The organism is Phenylobacterium sp. (assembly GCF_030693625.1).
In the GTDB taxonomy this organism is placed as follows: Bacteria; Pseudomonadota; Alphaproteobacteria; order Caulobacterales; family Caulobacteraceae; genus Phenylobacterium; species Phenylobacterium ferrooxidans.
Genome location: NZ_JAUYAF010000007.1, coordinates 20,388 through 36,924, shown reverse-complemented (window position 1 = coordinate 36,924; position 16,537 = coordinate 20,388). Strand labels below are relative to the sequence as shown.

The 16,537-nt window shown below is 67.7% G+C and carries 16 protein-coding genes; 5 read left to right on the top strand and 11 right to left on the bottom strand.

All coding sequences use genetic code 11. The features are described from left to right. Positions 1–76 precede the first annotated feature (76 nt). Entirely contained in the window at positions 77–613 is a 537-nt protein-coding gene (locus Q8N10_RS01170; RefSeq protein WP_304776671.1) for a porin family protein, read from the bottom strand. 333 nt (positions 614–946) lie between these two features. Between Q8N10_RS01170 and Q8N10_RS01165 the strand changes: the two genes are divergently transcribed. Next, the gene (locus Q8N10_RS01165) at positions 947–2,068 is read left to right on the top strand and encodes a beta-ketoacyl-ACP synthase III (protein ID WP_304776669.1); all 1,122 of its coding nucleotides are present in this window, start codon (positions 947–949) and stop codon (positions 2,066–2,068) included. Here the strand turns inward: Q8N10_RS01165 and Q8N10_RS01160 are convergent. Beyond that, positions 2,055–3,152, bottom strand: a complete 1,098-nt coding sequence (locus tag Q8N10_RS01160; protein WP_304776666.1) for a 2OG-Fe(II) oxygenase — start codon at positions 3,150–3,152, stop codon at positions 2,055–2,057. The genes Q8N10_RS01165 and Q8N10_RS01160 overlap by 14 nt on opposite strands. 65 nt (positions 3,153–3,217) lie before the next feature. Beyond that, positions 3,218–4,411, bottom strand: a complete 1,194-nt coding sequence (locus Q8N10_RS01155; protein WP_304776664.1) for a M48 family metalloprotease — start codon at positions 4,409–4,411, stop codon at positions 3,218–3,220. Positions 4,412–4,519: 108 nt separating this feature from the next. Between Q8N10_RS01155 and Q8N10_RS01150 the strand changes: the two genes are divergently transcribed. Together Q8N10_RS01150 and Q8N10_RS01145 are read left to right on the top strand one after the other, a co-directional pair. Then, complete coding sequence (locus Q8N10_RS01150) at positions 4,520–5,281, top strand: PIG-L deacetylase family protein (protein ID WP_304776661.1); 762 nt, start codon at positions 4,520–4,522, stop codon at positions 5,279–5,281. An 83-nt stretch (positions 5,282–5,364) separates the two neighbouring features. Continuing rightward, positions 5,365–6,009, top strand: a complete 645-nt coding sequence (locus Q8N10_RS01145; RefSeq protein WP_304776659.1) for a YceI family protein — start codon at positions 5,365–5,367, stop codon at positions 6,007–6,009. A gap of 98 nt (positions 6,010–6,107) precedes the next feature. On the opposite strand, the gene Q8N10_RS01140 is transcribed toward Q8N10_RS01145, so the two are convergent. Then, on the bottom strand, positions 6,108–6,551 hold the full coding sequence (locus Q8N10_RS01140) for a DUF488 family protein (protein WP_304776656.1): 444 nt from the start codon (positions 6,549–6,551) through the stop codon (positions 6,108–6,110). Between the two features lie 136 nt (positions 6,552–6,687). Between Q8N10_RS01140 and Q8N10_RS01135 the strand changes: the two genes are divergently transcribed. Beyond that, entirely contained in the window at positions 6,688–8,070 is a 1,383-nt protein-coding gene (locus Q8N10_RS01135) for a peptide MFS transporter (RefSeq protein WP_304776653.1), read from the top strand. 83 nt (positions 8,071–8,153) lie between these two features. Here the strand turns inward: Q8N10_RS01135 and Q8N10_RS01130 are convergent, their stop codons facing one another. The 7 genes from Q8N10_RS01130 to Q8N10_RS01100 form a co-directional block, all read right to left on the bottom strand. Next, the gene (locus Q8N10_RS01130; protein WP_304776651.1) at positions 8,154–8,378 is read right to left on the bottom strand and encodes a hypothetical protein; all 225 of its coding nucleotides are present in this window, start codon (positions 8,376–8,378) and stop codon (positions 8,154–8,156) included. Further along, positions 8,375–8,572 carry a hypothetical protein gene (locus tag Q8N10_RS01125; RefSeq protein WP_304776649.1) on the bottom strand — a complete coding sequence of 66 codons (198 nt, stop codon included), beginning with the start codon at positions 8,570–8,572 and terminating at the stop codon, positions 8,375–8,377. The genes Q8N10_RS01130 and Q8N10_RS01125 overlap by 4 nt, the downstream gene beginning before the upstream one ends. Before the next feature lie 83 nt (positions 8,573–8,655). Further along, positions 8,656–11,352, bottom strand: coding sequence for a pyruvate, phosphate dikinase (gene ppdK / locus Q8N10_RS01120; protein ID WP_304776646.1), 2,697 nt, complete (start codon positions 11,350–11,352; stop codon positions 8,656–8,658). Positions 11,353–11,364: 12 nt separating this feature from the next. Further along, positions 11,365–13,641, bottom strand: coding sequence for a glycine--tRNA ligase subunit beta (gene glyS, locus Q8N10_RS01115; protein ID WP_304776644.1), 2,277 nt, complete (start codon positions 13,639–13,641; stop codon positions 11,365–11,367). Between the two features lie 4 nt (positions 13,642–13,645). After that, on the bottom strand, positions 13,646–14,575 hold the full coding sequence (locus tag Q8N10_RS01110) for a glycine--tRNA ligase subunit alpha (RefSeq protein WP_304776641.1): 930 nt from the start codon (positions 14,573–14,575) through the stop codon (positions 13,646–13,648). Between the two features lie 81 nt (positions 14,576–14,656). Continuing rightward, complete coding sequence (locus tag Q8N10_RS01105) at positions 14,657–15,007, bottom strand: hypothetical protein (RefSeq protein WP_304776638.1); 351 nt, start codon at positions 15,005–15,007, stop codon at positions 14,657–14,659. Between the two features lie 59 nt (positions 15,008–15,066). Then, entirely contained in the window at positions 15,067–15,789 is a 723-nt protein-coding gene (locus Q8N10_RS01100) for a fasciclin domain-containing protein (RefSeq protein WP_304776636.1), read from the bottom strand. A 384-nt stretch (positions 15,790–16,173) separates the two neighbouring features. Between Q8N10_RS01100 and Q8N10_RS01095 the strand changes: the two genes are divergently transcribed. Then, positions 16,174–16,512: a P-II family nitrogen regulator gene (locus Q8N10_RS01095; protein WP_215339866.1), complete on the top strand. Its 339-nt coding sequence runs from the start codon at positions 16,174–16,176 to the stop codon at positions 16,510–16,512. The last annotated feature ends 25 nt before the right edge of the window (positions 16,513–16,537 follow it).

Below are 16,537 nucleotides of genomic sequence, written 5' to 3'. Positions count from 1 at the left end.
CGCTCGAGTTGGAGACCGGCGTTCGGACGCGGTCACGGCATGGCCGGGGCGATCCCCGGCCATGCCGCAGCAAGGCTTAGAACTTGCGGGTGTAGGCGACCGCCCAGACGTCGGCGTCGTCGCTGGAGTCCTTGAAGTCATGACGCGTGTAGTCGACTCGCACGCCGTTCTTGTCGTCGAAGAAGTACTGGCCTCCGACGCCGTAGTTCCAGCTGTCGCCGTCGGCGGCGGCGGCGGCGCCGAGCGCCGAGGCTTCGATCTTGGAGTTGCCGTAGCCCACGCGGGCCAGCAGGTCGAACTGCGGGTTCAGCGGCAGATAGCCGACGCCGTAGATCGCCACTTGGTGCTTCAGTTCCACGTCGACATTGACCGCGCCGACGCGGACGCTGTCTTCCTTGACGCCGCCGGCGACTTCACCTTCGACGCCGACATACTGGCCAAAGCGGGCGCCGAGGCGGCCCTGGACGGCGCCCAGGTTCACGTCGTCGATGGCGGCGTTGGCGTAGCCGATCGAGCCGTAGAAGGTGGTGGGCGACATCGACTGCGCCGAGGCGGCGGCCGGGGCGGCGAGGATGGCGGCGGCGGTGGCCGCGAGAACGATGAGAGACTTCATTTTTTTGATACTCCAACTCTGGGTTTCATTGCCCAGGCTGCGCAAATGGCATGCACCGGTTCCGAAACAAGCCTGGTTTCCGTACAAATCCTGGAAACAACAACGGTCCCTCACGAGCTGTGGCCGCTCCGCCACAGACTTGAAGTGATGGGAATCATGCCCATGGGCGCGCCGCGACAGCAACCTAGGGGTGATGAAACTGCGGCTTTTCAGAAGCTTAGCCTTGAGAGCGAGAGAGCGCGTGGGGAGGGCTATCGGCCTGTCGGCCTCCATCATGCTATCAACGCCGGCAGACGCCCCAGGAAGGGGCCCCTTGTACCGGGAGACGACGCCTTGCACTCAGCCGTGATCGCGGCCACCGGCCTCTACACCCCGCCTCAGAGCGTCTCGAACGCCGAGCTGGTGGAGGCCTTCAACACCTACGTCGCCAACTTCAACGCCGAGCACGCCGCCGCCATCGAGGCCGGCGAGGTGGAGGCCCTGACCCCCTCCTCCGTCGAGTTCATCGAGAAGGCCTCGGGGATCAAGTCACGGTTCGTGGTGGACAAGGCCGGCGTCATCGACCCGGCCGTGATGACGCCCTCCATCCCCGAGCGCTCCAACGACGAGCTTTCCGTGATGGCCGAGATCGGCGTGGCCGCGGCCCGCGACGCCATCGCGCGCTGGGGCAAGGACGCCAGCCAGATCGACGCGGTGATCTGCGCGGCCTCGAACATGCAGCGCGCCTATCCGGCCATGGCCATCGAGATCCAGCAGGCCCTGGGCATCGAAGGCTTCGGCTTCGACATGAATGTCGCCTGCTCCTCGGCCACCTTCGGCATCAAGACGGCGTCCGACTACATCGCCACGGGCTCGGCCCGCGCGGTGCTGGTGGTCAATCCGGAGATCACCTCGGGCCACCTGAACTTCCGCGACCGCGACAGTCACTTCATCTTCGGCGACGTGGCGACGGCCGTGATCGTCGAACGCGAAGACCTCGCCAAGCCCGGCCAGGGCTGGGAAATCCTGGGCACCCGGCTGAAGACCGAGTTCTCCAACAATATCCGCAACAATTTCGGCTTCCTGAACCGCGCGGCGCCCGAGGGCGTCGGGGCGGCGGACAAACTCTTCGTGCAGGAGGGCCGCAAGGTGTTCCGCGAGGTGGTGCCGATGGTCTCCGAGATGATCGTCCAGCACGCCGGCGACCTGGGCCTGGATCCCACGGGGCTGAAGCGCCTGTGGCTGCACCAGGCCAACATCAACATGAACCTCATGATCGGCAAGCGGGTGCTGGGCCGCGATCCGGCGCCGGGCGAGAACGTCATCATCCTCGACACCTACGCCAACACTTCGTCGGCCGGCTCGATCATCGCCTTCCACAGCGCCAACGAAGACTTCAAGGCCGGGGACACCGGCCTGATCTGCTCCTTCGGCGCGGGCTATTCCGCCGGCACGGTCTTCGTCAGGAAGCGGTAGGCCGCAGGGCCTTGGTCCGGAACCACTTGGAGATGATCCACTTCTCGCCGGAGGTGGTGGGGGAGCCCTCGTGCAGGGTACGGGGATCCATCTCGCCATCTTCGGTGACGCTGTCGAAGATCAGCGCCCCGCCGGGCGCCGGCCGGAAGGCCGCCTCCAGGCGCGGGAACAGGGTCGCTCCGCCCTCATAGCCGTCGTTGAGATAGACCAGCAGGGTGCGGACCCGCTGTCCCATCACCGCCAGTTGGCGCGCGTTCTCCGGCGTGTCGGGGATGTAGTCCATGTGCGGCCGGTAGCGTTCGCCGGGCGCGTAGTGCAGCACGCCCAGCCCCTCGGCGTTCTCCGGCGGCATCTCGGCGGCCTGGCTGATGCGCAGGTTCATCAGCTCCAGGATGACGTCTGAGTCCACCAGGCCAAAGTGCATGACCCGGTTGGAGCGCTCGCCACGCTCCTGTTCAGACCCGTCGTCGGTGAGCACCAGGGCGCGGTCCAGGGCCGGCTCGGCCAGAGCCATGGCGTAGGCGCACATCCAGCGCGGCAGCAGGCTGGGGACCGACAGGATGCGCGGGCTCTCGCTCTCCACCGCGCGACTGACCGGCGCGGCGAAATCGGAAAGGTCGGCGGCCGCGGCCACCGCGTCCCAGTCGGCGGGCGCGGGCACGACGCCCCGGTCGCCGAGGGCGGCGATGGCCGGCTCGAAGCCGGTGATGGCGGCGGCCGACAGGGCGGCGTGGGCCAAGGTCTCGTCACCGCATAACAGGCCAAGCTGGCAGGCGGCGCGGCCGTCCCCCAGCGCCGCGGCGCGGGCCAGCCAATAGAGGGCACGGCCGATATTGCGCGGTGTGCCGATGGCCCCAGAATCGACGATGGCGGCCAGGTGCAGGCCGAAGGGATCGCCGGCCTGGGCGGCCTGGATGATGCGGCCGACGCCAAGCGCCGGGGCCTGGGGGGTGATGTGCCCCACCAACTGCCACAGCCCCAGCCGTGAGACCGCCGGCATCCAGCCGCCCTGCGCGGCGCGGACCATCCAGTCGAGGGCGGCCTTGACCTGGCCCTGGCTGTCCAGGGCCTCGGCCAGGGCCATCTGGGCCTCAGTGTCGCCAGCCAGCGCCGCGCGGCTGGCCTCGTCGTAGGAAAGGATGCGCTGGGTCAGTAGATCGGCTCACTCTTGGGGGGATGGGCGGCCTTCCAGTCCATCGCCATGCGGACACGGCTGCCGACGGAAGGATGGTCGTAGAACAGCACCTCCTCCAGCTTCGAGGGGGTGGCGGCGCGATATTCGATCGTCTTTACCAGGGCCTTGGCCAGTCCGTCCGGCTCGTTGAAGCGTTCCAGCGAGAACCGGTCGGCGTCGGTCTCGGCCACCCGGATCAGGGACGAGGTGATGGGCGTCGCCAGCAGGCCCAGCACGGCCATGATGATCCAGACCACCGGCAGGCCGGCGGGGTCGGAAACCCCGCTGATGTCCCTGGCGCCCAGCAGCCGCGCGACCGGCGCGAACAACCGGTCCACCAGGAAGAACAGCACCAGGGCAAGGGCGCCGAAGGCCGAGGCCAGCCAGATGGAGTGCATGTGGACGTAGTGGCCCATCTCGTGCCCCACCACGCCCTTGACCTCGGCGAGGTCGGCGCCCTGCTTGAACATCGTGTCGCTCATGGCGATCCGGGCGGTGCCGAACAGTCCCGAGACATTGGCGGTGTAGCGGTTGGACTGCTTGGAGCCGTCATAGACATAGATCTTGTCGGAGGGCACGCCGTTGGCGTTGGCCATCGTCACCACCGTGTCGCGAACCGGACCGGGAGGCGCGGGCGTGTAGGTGTTGAACAGCGGCTCGATGAACACCGGGGACACCACCATGATCACCATGAAGGCCACGGCCACCAGGCCGCCGCCCCAGGCCCACCAGGTCTTGGGGGCCTTGCGCATCAAGGCGTAGACGCCGGAGGCAAGGGCCACGGTCATGACCAGGGAGATCGCCAGCATGAGCAGGGTCTCGCCGGCCCAGCCGCCGAAGGCCTGGTCGGTGAGGCCGTAGGACTTCTGCCGCCACCAGTCCTCATAGGCCGCCCAGGGCAGGGTCAGCAGGCCCTCGATCAGCATGTCGACGACGACGACTGCAACCACCGCCAGCCAGGGGCGGCTCTTCCCAGCCTCCACGCTGTTGCGGACCTTCACCAGGACGTCGGACTTCAGCACCAGCCAGGCGACCACCACCGCCACCACGGCGGCCCACAGCAGCACCCAGTGCCCGCCCTGGGTATAGGCCGTGGCCTTGGCGTGAGCCTCAGGCGGCAATGTCGCGAGATAGGCCTGCGTCGCCGCGGCCGCATCGAATTGGGCCATGCCCCTACCCTCCCGAATATGGGGTGGAAAAAGCCAGATAACCCCGGGCTTGTCAGGTGATTTATGTCCCGGCTTTCCGCGCGGCGGATGTCGGGAGATAAGTGCGCCATGACCACGATCCTCGCCATCCACGCCCATCCCGATGACATCGAGACCTTGGCCGCAGGCGCCATGGCGGTCCTGGCCGCCCGTGGACACGACCTGAAGATCGTCACGGTGACGGCGGGGGACTGCGGCTCCAACGAGACCGAGCCCGCCGAGACCGCCCGGATCCGCAAGGCCGAGGCCGCCACGGCGGCCGGGCTGATCGGGGCGGCCTATCGCTGTGCGGACATCCCAGACCTCTGCGTCTTCAACGACGATCCCTGCCGGCGTCGGGTGACCGAGATGATTCGCTGGGCCGCGCCGGACATCGTGCTGACCGCCTCACCCGTCGACTACCACCCCGACCACGAGGCGGTGAGCGTGCTGGTCCGCGACGCCTGTTTCGCCGCCTCGGTCCCCAACTACAGGACCGGCGACGCGCCCATCCTGGCGGGCATCCCGCATCTCTATTTCATGGATCCCATCGGCGGGCGCGACCGCGAGGGGGCGAAGGTGATTCCCGATTTCGGCGTCGACGTGGGCAGCCACTTCGCCACAAAGCAGGCCATGCTCGCGGCCCACAAGAGCCAGGACAGCTGGGTCTCCAAGCAGCACGACATCAGCGATCACCAGGCTTCGATGGAGGCCTGGACCCGCAGGCGGGGCCGCGATTTCGGCGTGGCCCTGGCCGAGGGGTTCCGCCAGTACCGGCACCATCCCTATCCGCGCACCACTCTGTTGCAGGAGTTGGTGGGGGAGTCCCTGGTCCTCGTCCCGGGCGCCTGACAAAAAGGGTCAGGTCCGTTGTCGGGCGTGCGTTCGGCGGTTCGTCCTTGAGGCAGGATCACCGGAAACAAGGGTGCTTGCGTATGACCAATCTTCTGAAGTCGTTGCTGGCCGTGGGCGCCAGTCTGGCGATCTCCCAGGCCTTCGTCGGCCAGGCCCTGGCGGCCAACGGCGCCTGCCCGCCCGGCGTGCCGGCGGGAATTTTCTGCGGTGAGCCCGACGCCAGCCTGGCGCCTGTCGGGACCTACAAGCTGGACAAGGACCACGCGTCCGTCCTCGCCCGCGTGCCTCACATGGGCTACTCGATCAGCGTCTTCCGCTTCGACAAGGTGGCAGGCTCCCTGGTCTGGGATCCCGCCTCGCCGGCCAAGTCGTCGGTCACCGCGACGGTGGAGACCGGGACCGTAGCCACCAATGTCGCGGGCTTCGGCGCCGACATCTCCAGCAAGTACCTGGGCGCCAAGGCCAATCCGACGGCGACCTTCGTCTCCACCGCCTTCCGCAAGACCGACGCGACCCATGGCCAGGTGGACGGCGATCTCACCCTGATGGGCAAGACCAGGCCGATCACCTTTGATGTGGTGCTGGTGGGGGCCGGCAAGGGCTTCGGCAAACCGCGCATCGGGATGACCGCCACCACCAGGATCAAGCCGGCCGACTTCGGCATGCCGCCCGTGTTCGCCGACCCCATCGAGCTGGTGATCGACGCCGAGTTCGAAGGCCAATGAACCGTGGCGCGACTGGGCGCCACATGGATTCGCCCGAACCGCCGAAGGTGTTCACGGGCGTCTGGACCAGCGCCCTCCGAGCATCAACGACCAGCGCGCTACAGATTCTCGATCTCGCAGCCTAGGTCCTCGGCGATCGTGGCAGCCAAAATCTTGCGATGGCACCCGCAAGGATCGGCCTCATAGCAGAGCAGCGCGGTCTTACGGTCGGCAGCGATGGCGGTGGCGCGGGCCAGTTCGAGCTGGGCGGCCGGCTCGGCCATGTGGGCCTCGAAGATCTCTGTCATCTCCGCCACCCGCCCCTTGCGCGCGGCGTCGCGGCCGGGCTTGGGGGTGCCCAGCTGGCGCAGGTGGAGGTATTCAATCCCGGCCTCGGCGAGGCTGGCGGCCAGCAGGGTCTTGGAGAAGCCGGCGCGACGGGACGCCGCCACCGCCCGAACGTCGATCAGCACGGACACCTTCGCGGCCTTCAGGCGGGCGATCACCGCGTCCTGGGTCTGGCTCTCGTAGCCGATGGTGGCCAGGGGGATTTGACTAGGCATTTCCGCAAGATAGGCGCGAGTCGTCAAATAACCAGCGCGACCGTCGAGCAGGGTGATCCCAGGGCGGCGAAAAGCCGCTTTCCCTCCTGTAAGGCGCAGGGCACGCTTCGCCTATACCGCGCCTGGGGGGGCCGACGTGACCACATCGACCGACGCCACGGGCTTACCTGACATCACCGCCACGCGCGACTTGATGGGCCATCCACGCGGCCTGCTCTATCTGAGCTTCACCGAGGTCTGGGAGCGCTTCTCGTTCTACGGAATGCAGGCGCTGCTGGTGCTCTACATGGTGGACCAGGCGCTGCAGCCGGGCCACGTCGAGGCTATCGCCGGGATGCCGGTCTTCCGGGCGGGCCTAGAGAGCGTATTCGGGCCCCTGTCGATCCAGGCCCTCTCGTCGCAGATCTTCGGCCTCTACACCGCCTTCGTCTACTTCACGCCGGTGATCGGCGGCTGGATCGGCGACCAGGTGCTGGGCCAAAAACGCACGGTGATCCTGGGCGCAGTGCTAATGGCGCTGGGCCACCTGCTGATGGCCTTCGAGGTCTCGTTCCTGATCGCCCTGCTGGTGCTGATCCTCGGCAGCGGCTGCCTGAAGGGCAACATCTCGGCCCAGGTGGGCGCTCTCTACGGCAAGACCGACTCGCGTCGCACGCGGGGCTTCTCGCTCTTCAACCTCGGCATCAATGTCGGCGCCTTCCTCGCGCCCCTGGCCTGCGGAACCGTGGGCGAGCTCTATGGCTGGCACTACGGCTTCGGGCTGGCCGCGGCGGGCATGGTGGCGGCTCTGATTACCTACCTGGCCGGCGGCCGGCATCTGCCACCGGATACCCTCAAGTCGCGCGGGACGGAGAAGCGGCCCAGCCTCGCGCCCGGCGACGGCAAGATCATCCTGGCCCTGGTGGGCATGTTGGTGCTGGGGACCTTCTTCTCCACGGCCTACGCTCAGGAATTCAACGTCATGACCCTGTGGTACCGGGAGACGACCGACCGGCACATCCTTGGTTTCCAGACCCCAGTGACCTGGCTTCCCGCCCTGGACGGGCTGTTCATCGTGGCCTTCACGCCTTTGGCCATCCGGCTGTGGCGCAATCAGGAGGCGCGCGGAACCGAGCCCAGCGACCTGGTCAAGATCGGCTGGGGGAGCTTGATGGGGGCTGCGGGCATGGTCTGCCTGGTGGTCGCGTCCCTCATCGTGGCCGGGGGCGGCAAGCCGAGCCTGCTGTGGAGCGTGGCCTGCTTCGCTCTGTTCGCCCTTGGCTTCATCTACACCTGGCCGACGACGCTCGCCCTCTGCTCGCGGGCAGCGCCCTCGGCCATCGGCGGCGTGGTCATGGGGCTGGCCTTCCTGACCTCCTTCGTCTCCAACTACCTGTGCGGCCTGCTGGGGAGCTACTACGAGAAGATGGAGCCGGTCAGCTTCTGGGGACTGCACGCGGCCATATCCCTGGCCGGCGCGATCGGGGTCCTGGCGTTCTACCGGCCGCTCAACCGCATCCTGCAGCCAACGCCGAGCTGAACCCAGATGGCGGTCGGATAGGGAAGAAAGAGCTGGCGAATGGCGCATTGACGCCACGCGCCACTGAACTGGCTATGCCCGCCCTATCGCGGCTGGACGGGCCTGCGCACGGTGATGGTCGGCGGCAGGTTGGACATGACTTCCAGCCGCTGCAGCTCGGCCACGGCGGTCTTGATCATCGCCTCGCCCTGGACCTCGTCGGCCGCGATGTTGCAGCCGGCCAGTTCGCCGTCCTTGAAGATGGCGATGATCAGCGGCAGGCCCTCCGAGGGGGCGGGATAGAGCGCGCCGTGAATGCGTGCGGTCATGTCGGGTCCCCAGGCTTGCCGTCGACTATGGTCAGTTTGCGGACGACGAGGTCGTCGATCTCGAGATGCTTGATGTGGCCGCGGCCCAGCGCCAGGCCGCCGACGGCCAGGTAGCCGATGGACAACACGCCCAGGGCCAAGGCCCCGACCGCGAAGGCGCCGAAGGCCACCGCGCCCACGGCTCCGGCGCCCATCGCGCCAGCTCCCATCGCCCCGGCCGGGAGCGCCTTGGGGGCGGCCCTGGCGAGGCGCGCCCGGGCTGCGGAGCCGTCTCGCCTCACCGGTCTTTCTCGCGCTCGCCAATGGCGGCCTGGGCCGCCGCGAGGCGGGCGATCGGCACCCGGAAGGGCGAGCAGCTGACGTAGTCCAGGCCGACCTTCTCGCAGAAGTCGATGGAGGCCGGGTCGCCGCCGTGCTCGCCGCAGATGCCGAGCTTGATATCGGGGCGGGTCTTGCGGCCGCGCTCCACGGCGATGCGGATCAGGTCGCCGACGCCTTCCTGGTCGAGGGTCACGAAGGGATCGCGCTCGAAGATACCCTTGTCGATATAGGCGCCCAGGAAGCGGCCGGAGTCGTCACGGCTGATGCCGAAGGTCGTCTGGGTCAGGTCGTTGGTGCCGAAGGAGAAGAATTCGGCGTGCTCGGCCAGGTCGTCGGCGCGGATGGCGGCGCGGGGCAGCTCCACCATGGTGCCGACGCGGTAGTCGATGGTGACGCCTTTCTCGGCCATCACCTGTTTCGCGACCCGGTCGGTGAGCTCCCGCAGGAACTTCATCTCCAGGCCCTTGGAGACCAGGGGGTGCATGATCTCCGGGATCGGCGCGGCCTTGCCCGACTGCACCACCTCGATGGCGGCCTCCAGGATGGCGCGGACCTGCATCTCGTAGATCTCAGGGTAAGCCACGCCCAGGCGGCAGCCGCGGTGGCCCAGCATGGGGTTCACCTCATGCAACTCCTTGGCGCGGGCCAGCAGCTTGGCGGCGTCCAGGCCGGTGGCCTTGGAGACGGCCTCCACATCCTCGGCGGTGTGGGGCAGGAACTCGTGCAGGGGCGGGTCGAGCAGGCGGAAGGTGACCGGCAGGCCCTCCATGATGGAGAACAGCTGGACGAAGTCCTCGCGCTGCATGACCAGCATCTTGGCCAGGGCCTGTTCCCGCCCGGGCCGGTCGTCGGCCAGGATCATCTCGCGCACCGCGGCGATGCGGACGGCGTCGAAGAACATGTGCTCGGAGCGCACCAGGCCGATCCCCTCGGCCCCGAACTGTCGGGCGGCGGCGGCGTCGGTGGCGGTCTCGGCGTTGGCGCGGACCTTCAGGCGGCGGATCGCGTCGGCCCAGACCATCAGGGCGGCGAAGTCGCCCGTCAGCTCCGGCTCGATCATCTGCACGGCGCCCGAGAGCACCTCGCCCTTGGAGCCGTCAATGGTGATGATGTCACCGGCCTTGAAGGTGCGGTTGCGGGCCCGGAAGGTCTGGGCCGCATCGTCGATATAGAGCTCGCTGGCGCCGGAGACGCAGGGCCGTCCCATGCCGCGCGCCACCACGGCGGCGTGGCTGGTCATGCCGCCCCGGGCCGTCAGGATCGCCTTGGCGGCATGCATGCCGTGGATGTCTTCCGGGCTGGTTTCCTCGCGGACCAGGATCACGGACTCGCCGGCGGCGGCCATCTTCTCGGCCTCGTCGGCGTCGAACACCACCTTGCCGGTGGCCGCGCCCGGCGAGGCCGGCAGGCCCGAGGTGATGACGTCGCGCGGGCTCGCAGGGTCAATGGTGGGGTGCAGCAGCTGGTCGAGCGAACCAGGCTCGATACGCATCACCGCCTCTTCCTTGGTGATCAGGCCCTCGTTGGCGAGATCCACCGCCACCTTCAGCGCCGCCTTGGCGGTGCGCTTGCCGTTGCGGGTCTGGAGCATGTAGAGGCGCCCCTTCTCCACGGTGAACTCGATGTCCTGCATGTCGCGATAGTGCTGTTCCAGCTTCTCGACGACGGACTTGAACTCCTTGAAGACGTCCGGGAGGGCCTCCTCCATGGACGGCGATTTCTCGCCCATCTCCTCGCGGGCGGCCCGCGTCAGGGCCTGGGGCGTGCGGATGCCCGCCACGACGTCCTCGCCCTGGGCGTTGATCAGGAACTCGCCATAGAGGCGGGCCTCGCCGGTGGAGGGGTTGCGGGTGAAGGCGACACCGGTAGCCGAAGAGTCGCCCATATTGCCAAACACCATCGACTGGACATTGACGGCGGTCCCCCAGCTCTCGGGGATGTCGTGCATGCGGCGATAGAACTTGGCCCGATCGTTCATCCAGCTGGCGAACACCGCGCTGATGGCGCCCCAGAGCTGGGCGTGCGGATCCTGCGGGAACGGGTGGCCCAGCTCGCGCTCGACCGCGGCCTTATAAGCGCCGACGACCTTTTCCCAGTCTTCGGCGGAAAGCGCGGTGTCGACGGTGACGTCGAGGCGTTCCTTCTGCTCGTCGAGGATGTCCTCGAACATGTGGTGGTCCAGGTCGAGGACCACGGCCGAGTACATCTGGATGAAGCGGCGGTAGCTGTCGAAGGCGAAGCGGCGGTCACCGGCCAGCTTGGCCAGCCCCTCCACAGTCTGGTCGTTGAGGCCCAGGTTGAGGACGGTGTCCATCATGCCGGGCATCGAGGCCCGGGCGCCCGAGCGCACCGAAACCAGCAGCGGGTTGGCGGCGTCGCCGAACACCTTGCCGGTGATCGTCTCCACCTTGGCCAGGCCCGCGATCACCTGTTCCTTCAAGCCCTCGGGATAGGTCTTGTCGTTGGAATAGTAGTGGACGCAGGCTTCGGTGGTGATGGTGAAGCCGGGAGGGACAGGCAGGCCCAGGGAGGACATCTCGGCGAGATTGGCCCCCTTCCCGCCCAGCAGGTTCTTCATGGACGCGTCGCCATCGGCGCCGCCTCCGCCGAAGGAATAGACCCAGCGCGACTTCGTCAGCGTATCGGTCGGCATCCTTGAGGTCTCCTAACCCGTCACCAAAGAGAAGTCCGCGACGCGACCCATCGCGTCCCGCACCTGTGCCAGAAGCCGTAGACGGTTCTCACGTTCCGCCGCGACTTCAGAGTTCACCAGAACCTTCTCGAAGAAGGCGTCCACAGGCCCGCGAAGTCCCGACAGAGCACGCATCGCGCCCGCGAAATCTTCATTGTGCAATGCACGCGCCACCGCGGGTTCCGCAAGGGAAATCGCCCCGACCAGGGCGGTCTCCTCGGGCGAGGCGCCGGCCATGCCGACCGCCGGCCCAGCCGGTAGCGGGCCCTTCTTTTCCTCGGCCTGCAGCAGCTGGCGGGCCCGCTTCTCGCCGGCCAGCAGGTTCTTGCCGTCCTCGGTCTTGAGGAAGCCGTCCAGCGCCTCGACCCGGGCCACGATGCGCACCAGGTCGTCGTCGCCGAGGGCGAAGACCGCGTCCACCAGGTCGTGGCGCTTGCCCTGGTCGCGCAGCACCACCTTCAGGCGGTCGGCGAAGAAGGCCATGACCTCGTCGGCCACCACGCCGTAGGGGCGGAATTCGTAGATCACCTCGCCCTCAGGCGCGTCGCCGGCCGCGGCCGAACGATCAAAGCGGATGTCGAAGTCTTCCTCGGTGACCACGACATAGGGCTTGCCCTCAAGCAGGGCGTCCTCGAACTCCTCGACATAGGTCTCGAAGACCTCCGAGGGACTGCGCGACAGCGGACCCAGATAGCCGGTGGTGCGCTTGGTGGAGACGTAGAGGGCGCGGCCCGGATCGACGAAGCAGCGCAGGGACCGGTACCAGTCACCCACCAGCTCACGGACCGGGGCGCGGGCTTCGGAGCCCAGCAGGATGCGGATCACGCCTAGCGCCGCGCGGCGCAGGGCGTAGGGGTCGCGGGAGCCGGTGGGCTTCTCGTTGATGGCGAAGAAGGCCGTCAGCGTGTCGAGCTTTTCGGCCAGGGCCACGGCCATGGTCACCGGCGTGTCGGGCGCCTCGTCATTGGCGCCGACCGGGCGGTAGTGATCGCGGATGGCGTCGGCGACGACGCCGCTGATCTTTTCCTCACGGGCGTAGTAGCCGCCCATCAGGCCCTGCAGTTCCGGGAACTCGCCGACCATGCCTGTTCCGAGATCGGCCTTGGCCAGGCGCGCGGCCAGCACGGCCTTGGCGACATCGGCGCCGACCCGGGGCGCGATGGCCTTGGACAGCAGCTCCAGCCGCTCGACCCGCTCATAGAGGCTGCCCAGCTTGGCGTGGAAGGTGACGCCCTTCAGCTTCTCCAGGCGGTCTTCCAGGGAGGTCTTGCGGTCCTCATCCCAGAAGAAGCGGGCGTCCGACAGGCGGGCCGACAGCACCTTGGCGTTGCCCGCCGCGATCACCTTGCCACCGTCGGCGGCCTCGATATTGGCCACGGTCAGGAAGTGCGGCGCCAGCTTGCCGGGGGCCGGGTCACGGACCGCGAAATACTTCTGGTGGGTGCGCATGGAGGTGCGGATGACCTCCGGCGGCAGGTCCAGGAACGCCGGCTCCATGTCGCCCAGCACCGGGGTCGGCCACTCGGCCAGGCCCGCCACCTCGTCCAGCAGGCCCTCGTCGTCCACCAGGTCCAGATTGCGCGCGAAGCAGAGCGTCTTGGCGCCGTCCAGGATGCGGTCCTTGCGCTCCTCGGGATCCAGGATCACGAAGTGCTTCGCCAGCTTCTCAGCGTATTCGTCGAAGTCCCGCACCTTGAAGGGCTGACCCGAGCCCATGAAGCGGTGGCCCTCGGTCACGTTCCCGCTCTCGACGCCGTCGACGCTGAAGGGCACGACCTCGCCGTCGAAGACGCAGACGATGCGCTTCAGCGGCCGCACCCAGCGCAGGGTTCCGCGGCCCCAGGTCATGGACTTCGGCCAGGGGAAGTCGCGGACGATCTTCTCGACCATCTCGGCGATGATCTCAGGCGTCGGGCGACCCTGGCGGTGGATGTGGGCGAACCAGACGCCGTCCTTCTCCACCAGTTGCTCGCGGGTCAGGCCGGTAGAGCGCAGGAAGCCTTCCATGGCCTGGTCCGGGGACCCGACGCGGGGGCCCTTGCGGTCCTCATGGCGGTCGCCTTGCGTGGCCGGCAGGCCCTCAGCCACCAGGGTCAGGCGGCGGGGGCCGCCGAAGGACTTCACGGCCTCCGGGATCAGGCCCTCGCTCGCCAGGTGCTCGCGGGCCAGACGTTCGAAGTCGCGCGCGGCCTGGGCCTGCATGCGCGCGGGAATCTCTTCGGAGAACAGTTCGATCAGAAGCTGGGGCATGGTCCTACTTCGCAACCTGCTCGGCGTCGGGGAGGCCGTTGCCCCCCTCATTCTTCACCCAGGCCAGGGCGCACATCTTGGTCAGGTCGCGGATGCGGCCGATGTAGCTCTGGCGTTCGGCCACGGCGATGGCGCCACGCGCGTCCATCAGGTTGAACAGGTGGCTGGCCTTCAGCACGTGGTCATAGGCCGGCAGAACGATGGCCTGGCCCTGGGGACCGGTCATGCCCAGCAGGCGCGGGACCTGGATCTCCATGTCCTCGAACTGGCGCTTCAGGGTCTCCACGTCATACCCGTGGAAATTGGCCTCGGAATGTTGGCGCTCATTCTCCAGGAAAACGTCGCCATAGGTCTTGGGCTCGGGGCCGTCGGGATCGTTGAAGGCCAGGTCGGCGAAGTTGTCCACGCCCTGGATGTACATCGCCAGGCGCTCAAGCCCGTAGGTCAGTTCGCCGGCCACCGGGAAGACGTCCAGGCCGCCCACCTGCTGCATGTAGGTGTACTGGCTGACCTCCATGCCGTCGCACCAGACCTCCCAGCCCAGGCCCCAGGCCCCGACCGTGGGGTTCTCCCAGTCGTCCTCGACGAAGCGAATGTCGTGCAGGCGCGTGTTCAGCCCGATGGCCTCCAGGCTGCCCAAATAGAGCTCCTGCAGGTTGTCGGGGTTCGGCTTCAGGATCACCTGGTACTGGTAGTAGTGCTGCAGGCGGTTGGGGTTCTCGCCATAGCGGCCGTCGCCGGGGCGGCGCGAGGGCTGCACATAGGCCGCCCGCCAGGACTTGGGACCGAGCGCGCGCAGGACCGTGGCCGGGTGCAGGGTCCCAGCGCCGACCTCCACGTCGTGCGGCTGCAGAATCACGCAGCCCTGACGGCTCCAATAGTCGTGCAATTTCAGGATAAGACCCTGAAATGAAAGCGGCTTGTCGGTGGGCATATGGGCTGTTTCGCAGGCGCAAAAAAAGTCGGCGGACCATAGGGCCCGCCGACCTCTGCTTCAACCCACGTAGGGGAGTCTTTAGTTACCCTTGGCGGCCGTGCGATTGCCGGCGCGCGACAGGGGCTTGTAGAGCGCGCGGTTCTCCGGCGTGTCGGCCACAGGACCGTTGGTCACCGTCGTGGTGGTCATGGTGGCAGATGTATCGGTGGTCGCGCCCGTGCTCGCCATCGGGGTCGTGACGCTGGTGGAGGACGTGCCCTCCACCGAGGTTTCCGTCGTGGCGCCGTCCATTGTCGGCACGGGGTCACCGGCCGGCGTCGTCATGGGCGGCATGGAGGGGTCGCCCGGCTGGGTCATGGTCTGAGCCTGGGCTGCGCCGGCCATCAGTGCGGTGGCGGCCGCGGCGGCGAGAAGAGTCTTGAAAGTCATGATCGTTGCTCCTGGTGGTTCCTGAAGAACCCGGCGCGATGCGCGCCGGGTAGCCCCGACTATTTGGTTTTCGGCATCACCTGGGTGGCCGGCAGGGTGCTCGGCTCCTTGGCCGGCGGCGCCGCCGTGGTGGCCGAGGCGGAGACGGCGGAGTTGACGGCCGCCATGGCGCCCGGCGGCATCAGGACCTTGTCCACGACGTGGATGACGCCATTGGTGGCCATCACGTCGGACTGGACGATCTCGGCGTCATTGACCTTGAGCGTCGCGCCGCCCGCCAGTTCGACGGAGGGGCCGGCGACGGTCGCCGCCTTGCGGGTGGCGCCCTTGAACTCGCTCGCGGGCACCTTGGCGTTGATGACGTGATAGATCAGCACCTTCTGAAGCTGAGCCTTGTTCTCGGGCAGCATCAGCTTGTCGAGTTCGCCGGCCGGCAGCGCCGCGAAGGCGGCGTCGGTCGGGGCGAACACAGTCAGGTTCTTGTTGTCCCTGAGCAGGCTGGTGAGGTTCGTGGCCTCGGCGGCTTTCAGGAAGGTCGTGAACTGGCCCGAGGCCTTGGCGGTGGCCACGATGTCGCCGGCGGCGACAATCTGGGCGGAGCCCGCGGTGGCGGTTTCAGCGGTCGCGCCGGCGGGCGCCGTGGCGGCGGGAGCGGCTGTCGATTTCGCGGTCGATACGGCGGCGGCCGGCGCCTTGGCGGGCTTGGTGGCGGTTTGCGCCTGCGCGACGCCGGCCATCAGGGCCAGGGCGGCGGTCGTGGTCAGGATACGGTTCAAATACATCGGGTTCTCATGACGGGGTGAATGGATGCCCCCACTCACCGAGCCTGGACGAAGGCTCGGCCTGTCGAGGCAAAGAGCGCACGGCGCCGCCTGCGGTTGCCCAGATCACGGGTTCGTGAACCCCATGCGGTGGGTCGCCCCCTGCAACTTGACCAGGGCGATGCGCGGTGTGGCGCCGCTATCTGCGTAACAATTGATCACCCCCTGGGCGATGTGCCTGCGGATAAGGCGCCCGACGACTTTTCCTTGATCAATAGTTACCGGGCGTCCGTCGTCACCGGCGTGTCTCGATAGCGTCGCCATGCCGTCGAGGGGGCTGAACTCGCGACGGGTCGGGAATTCACCACGGGCGTGCCGATCTTTGGGGCTGCGCAGGAGCGAGCGATGAAACTGATCATGGCGATCGTCAAACCCTTCAAGCTGGACGATGTGCGCGAAGCGCTCGTCGCCGCCGGCGTCGAGGGGCTGACGGTCTCGGAAGTTAAGGGCTACGGCCGGCAGAAGGGGCAGACGGAGATCTACCGGGGCGCTGAGTACCAGGTGAACTTCGTTCCCAAGGTGAAGCTGGAAGCGGTCGTCGACGACAGCGCCGCGGCCAAGGCCGTGGAAGCCGTCAAGGCCGCCGCCGCCACCGGCAAGATCGGAGACGGGAAGATCTTCGTCCTCAATGTCGAGGACGCGGTTCGCATTCGGACCGGCGAGTCCGGCACTGCGGCGCTCTAGAGCGCAGCGCGAACTCATCGGGACA

What these genes read in the sequence shown, in the direction of transcription:
- Q8N10_RS01170 (WP_304776671.1), bottom strand. Translation starts at nt 613, where the DNA reads ATGAAGTCTCTCATCGTTCTCGCGGCCACCGCCGCCGCCATCCTCGCC.
- Q8N10_RS01160 (WP_304776666.1), bottom strand. Translation starts at nt 3,152, where the DNA reads ATGGCCCTGGCCGAGGCCCTGGACAGCCAGGGCCAGGTCAAGGCCGCC.
- Q8N10_RS01155 (WP_304776664.1), bottom strand. Translation starts at nt 4,411, where the DNA reads ATGGCCCAATTCGATGCGGCCGCGGCGACGCAGGCCTATCTCGCGACA.
- Q8N10_RS01150 (WP_304776661.1), top strand. Translation starts at nt 4,520, where the DNA reads ATGACCACGATCCTCGCCATCCACGCCCATCCCGATGACATCGAGACC.
- Q8N10_RS01145 (WP_304776659.1), top strand. Translation starts at nt 5,365, where the DNA reads ATGACCAATCTTCTGAAGTCGTTGCTGGCCGTGGGCGCCAGTCTGGCG.
- Q8N10_RS01140 (WP_304776656.1), bottom strand. Translation starts at nt 6,551, where the DNA reads ATGCCTAGTCAAATCCCCCTGGCCACCATCGGCTACGAGAGCCAGACC.
- Q8N10_RS01130 (WP_304776651.1), bottom strand. Translation starts at nt 8,378, where the DNA reads ATGACCGCACGCATTCACGGCGCGCTCTATCCCGCCCCCTCGGAGGGC.
- Q8N10_RS01125 (WP_304776649.1), bottom strand. Translation starts at nt 8,572, where the DNA reads ATGGGCGCCGGAGCCGTGGGCGCGGTGGCCTTCGGCGCCTTCGCGGTC.
- ppdK (WP_304776646.1), bottom strand. Translation starts at nt 11,352, where the DNA reads ATGCCGACCGATACGCTGACGAAGTCGCGCTGGGTCTATTCCTTCGGC.
- glyS (WP_304776644.1), bottom strand. Translation starts at nt 13,641, where the DNA reads ATGCCCCAGCTTCTGATCGAACTGTTCTCCGAAGAGATTCCCGCGCGC.
- Q8N10_RS01110 (WP_304776641.1), bottom strand. Translation starts at nt 14,575, where the DNA reads ATGCCCACCGACAAGCCGCTTTCATTTCAGGGTCTTATCCTGAAATTG.
- Q8N10_RS01105 (WP_304776638.1), bottom strand. Translation starts at nt 15,007, where the DNA reads ATGACTTTCAAGACTCTTCTCGCCGCCGCGGCCGCCACCGCACTGATG.
- Q8N10_RS01100 (WP_304776636.1), bottom strand. Translation starts at nt 15,789, where the DNA reads ATGTATTTGAACCGTATCCTGACCACGACCGCCGCCCTGGCCCTGATG.
- Q8N10_RS01095 (WP_215339866.1), top strand. Translation starts at nt 16,174, where the DNA reads ATGAAACTGATCATGGCGATCGTCAAACCCTTCAAGCTGGACGATGTG.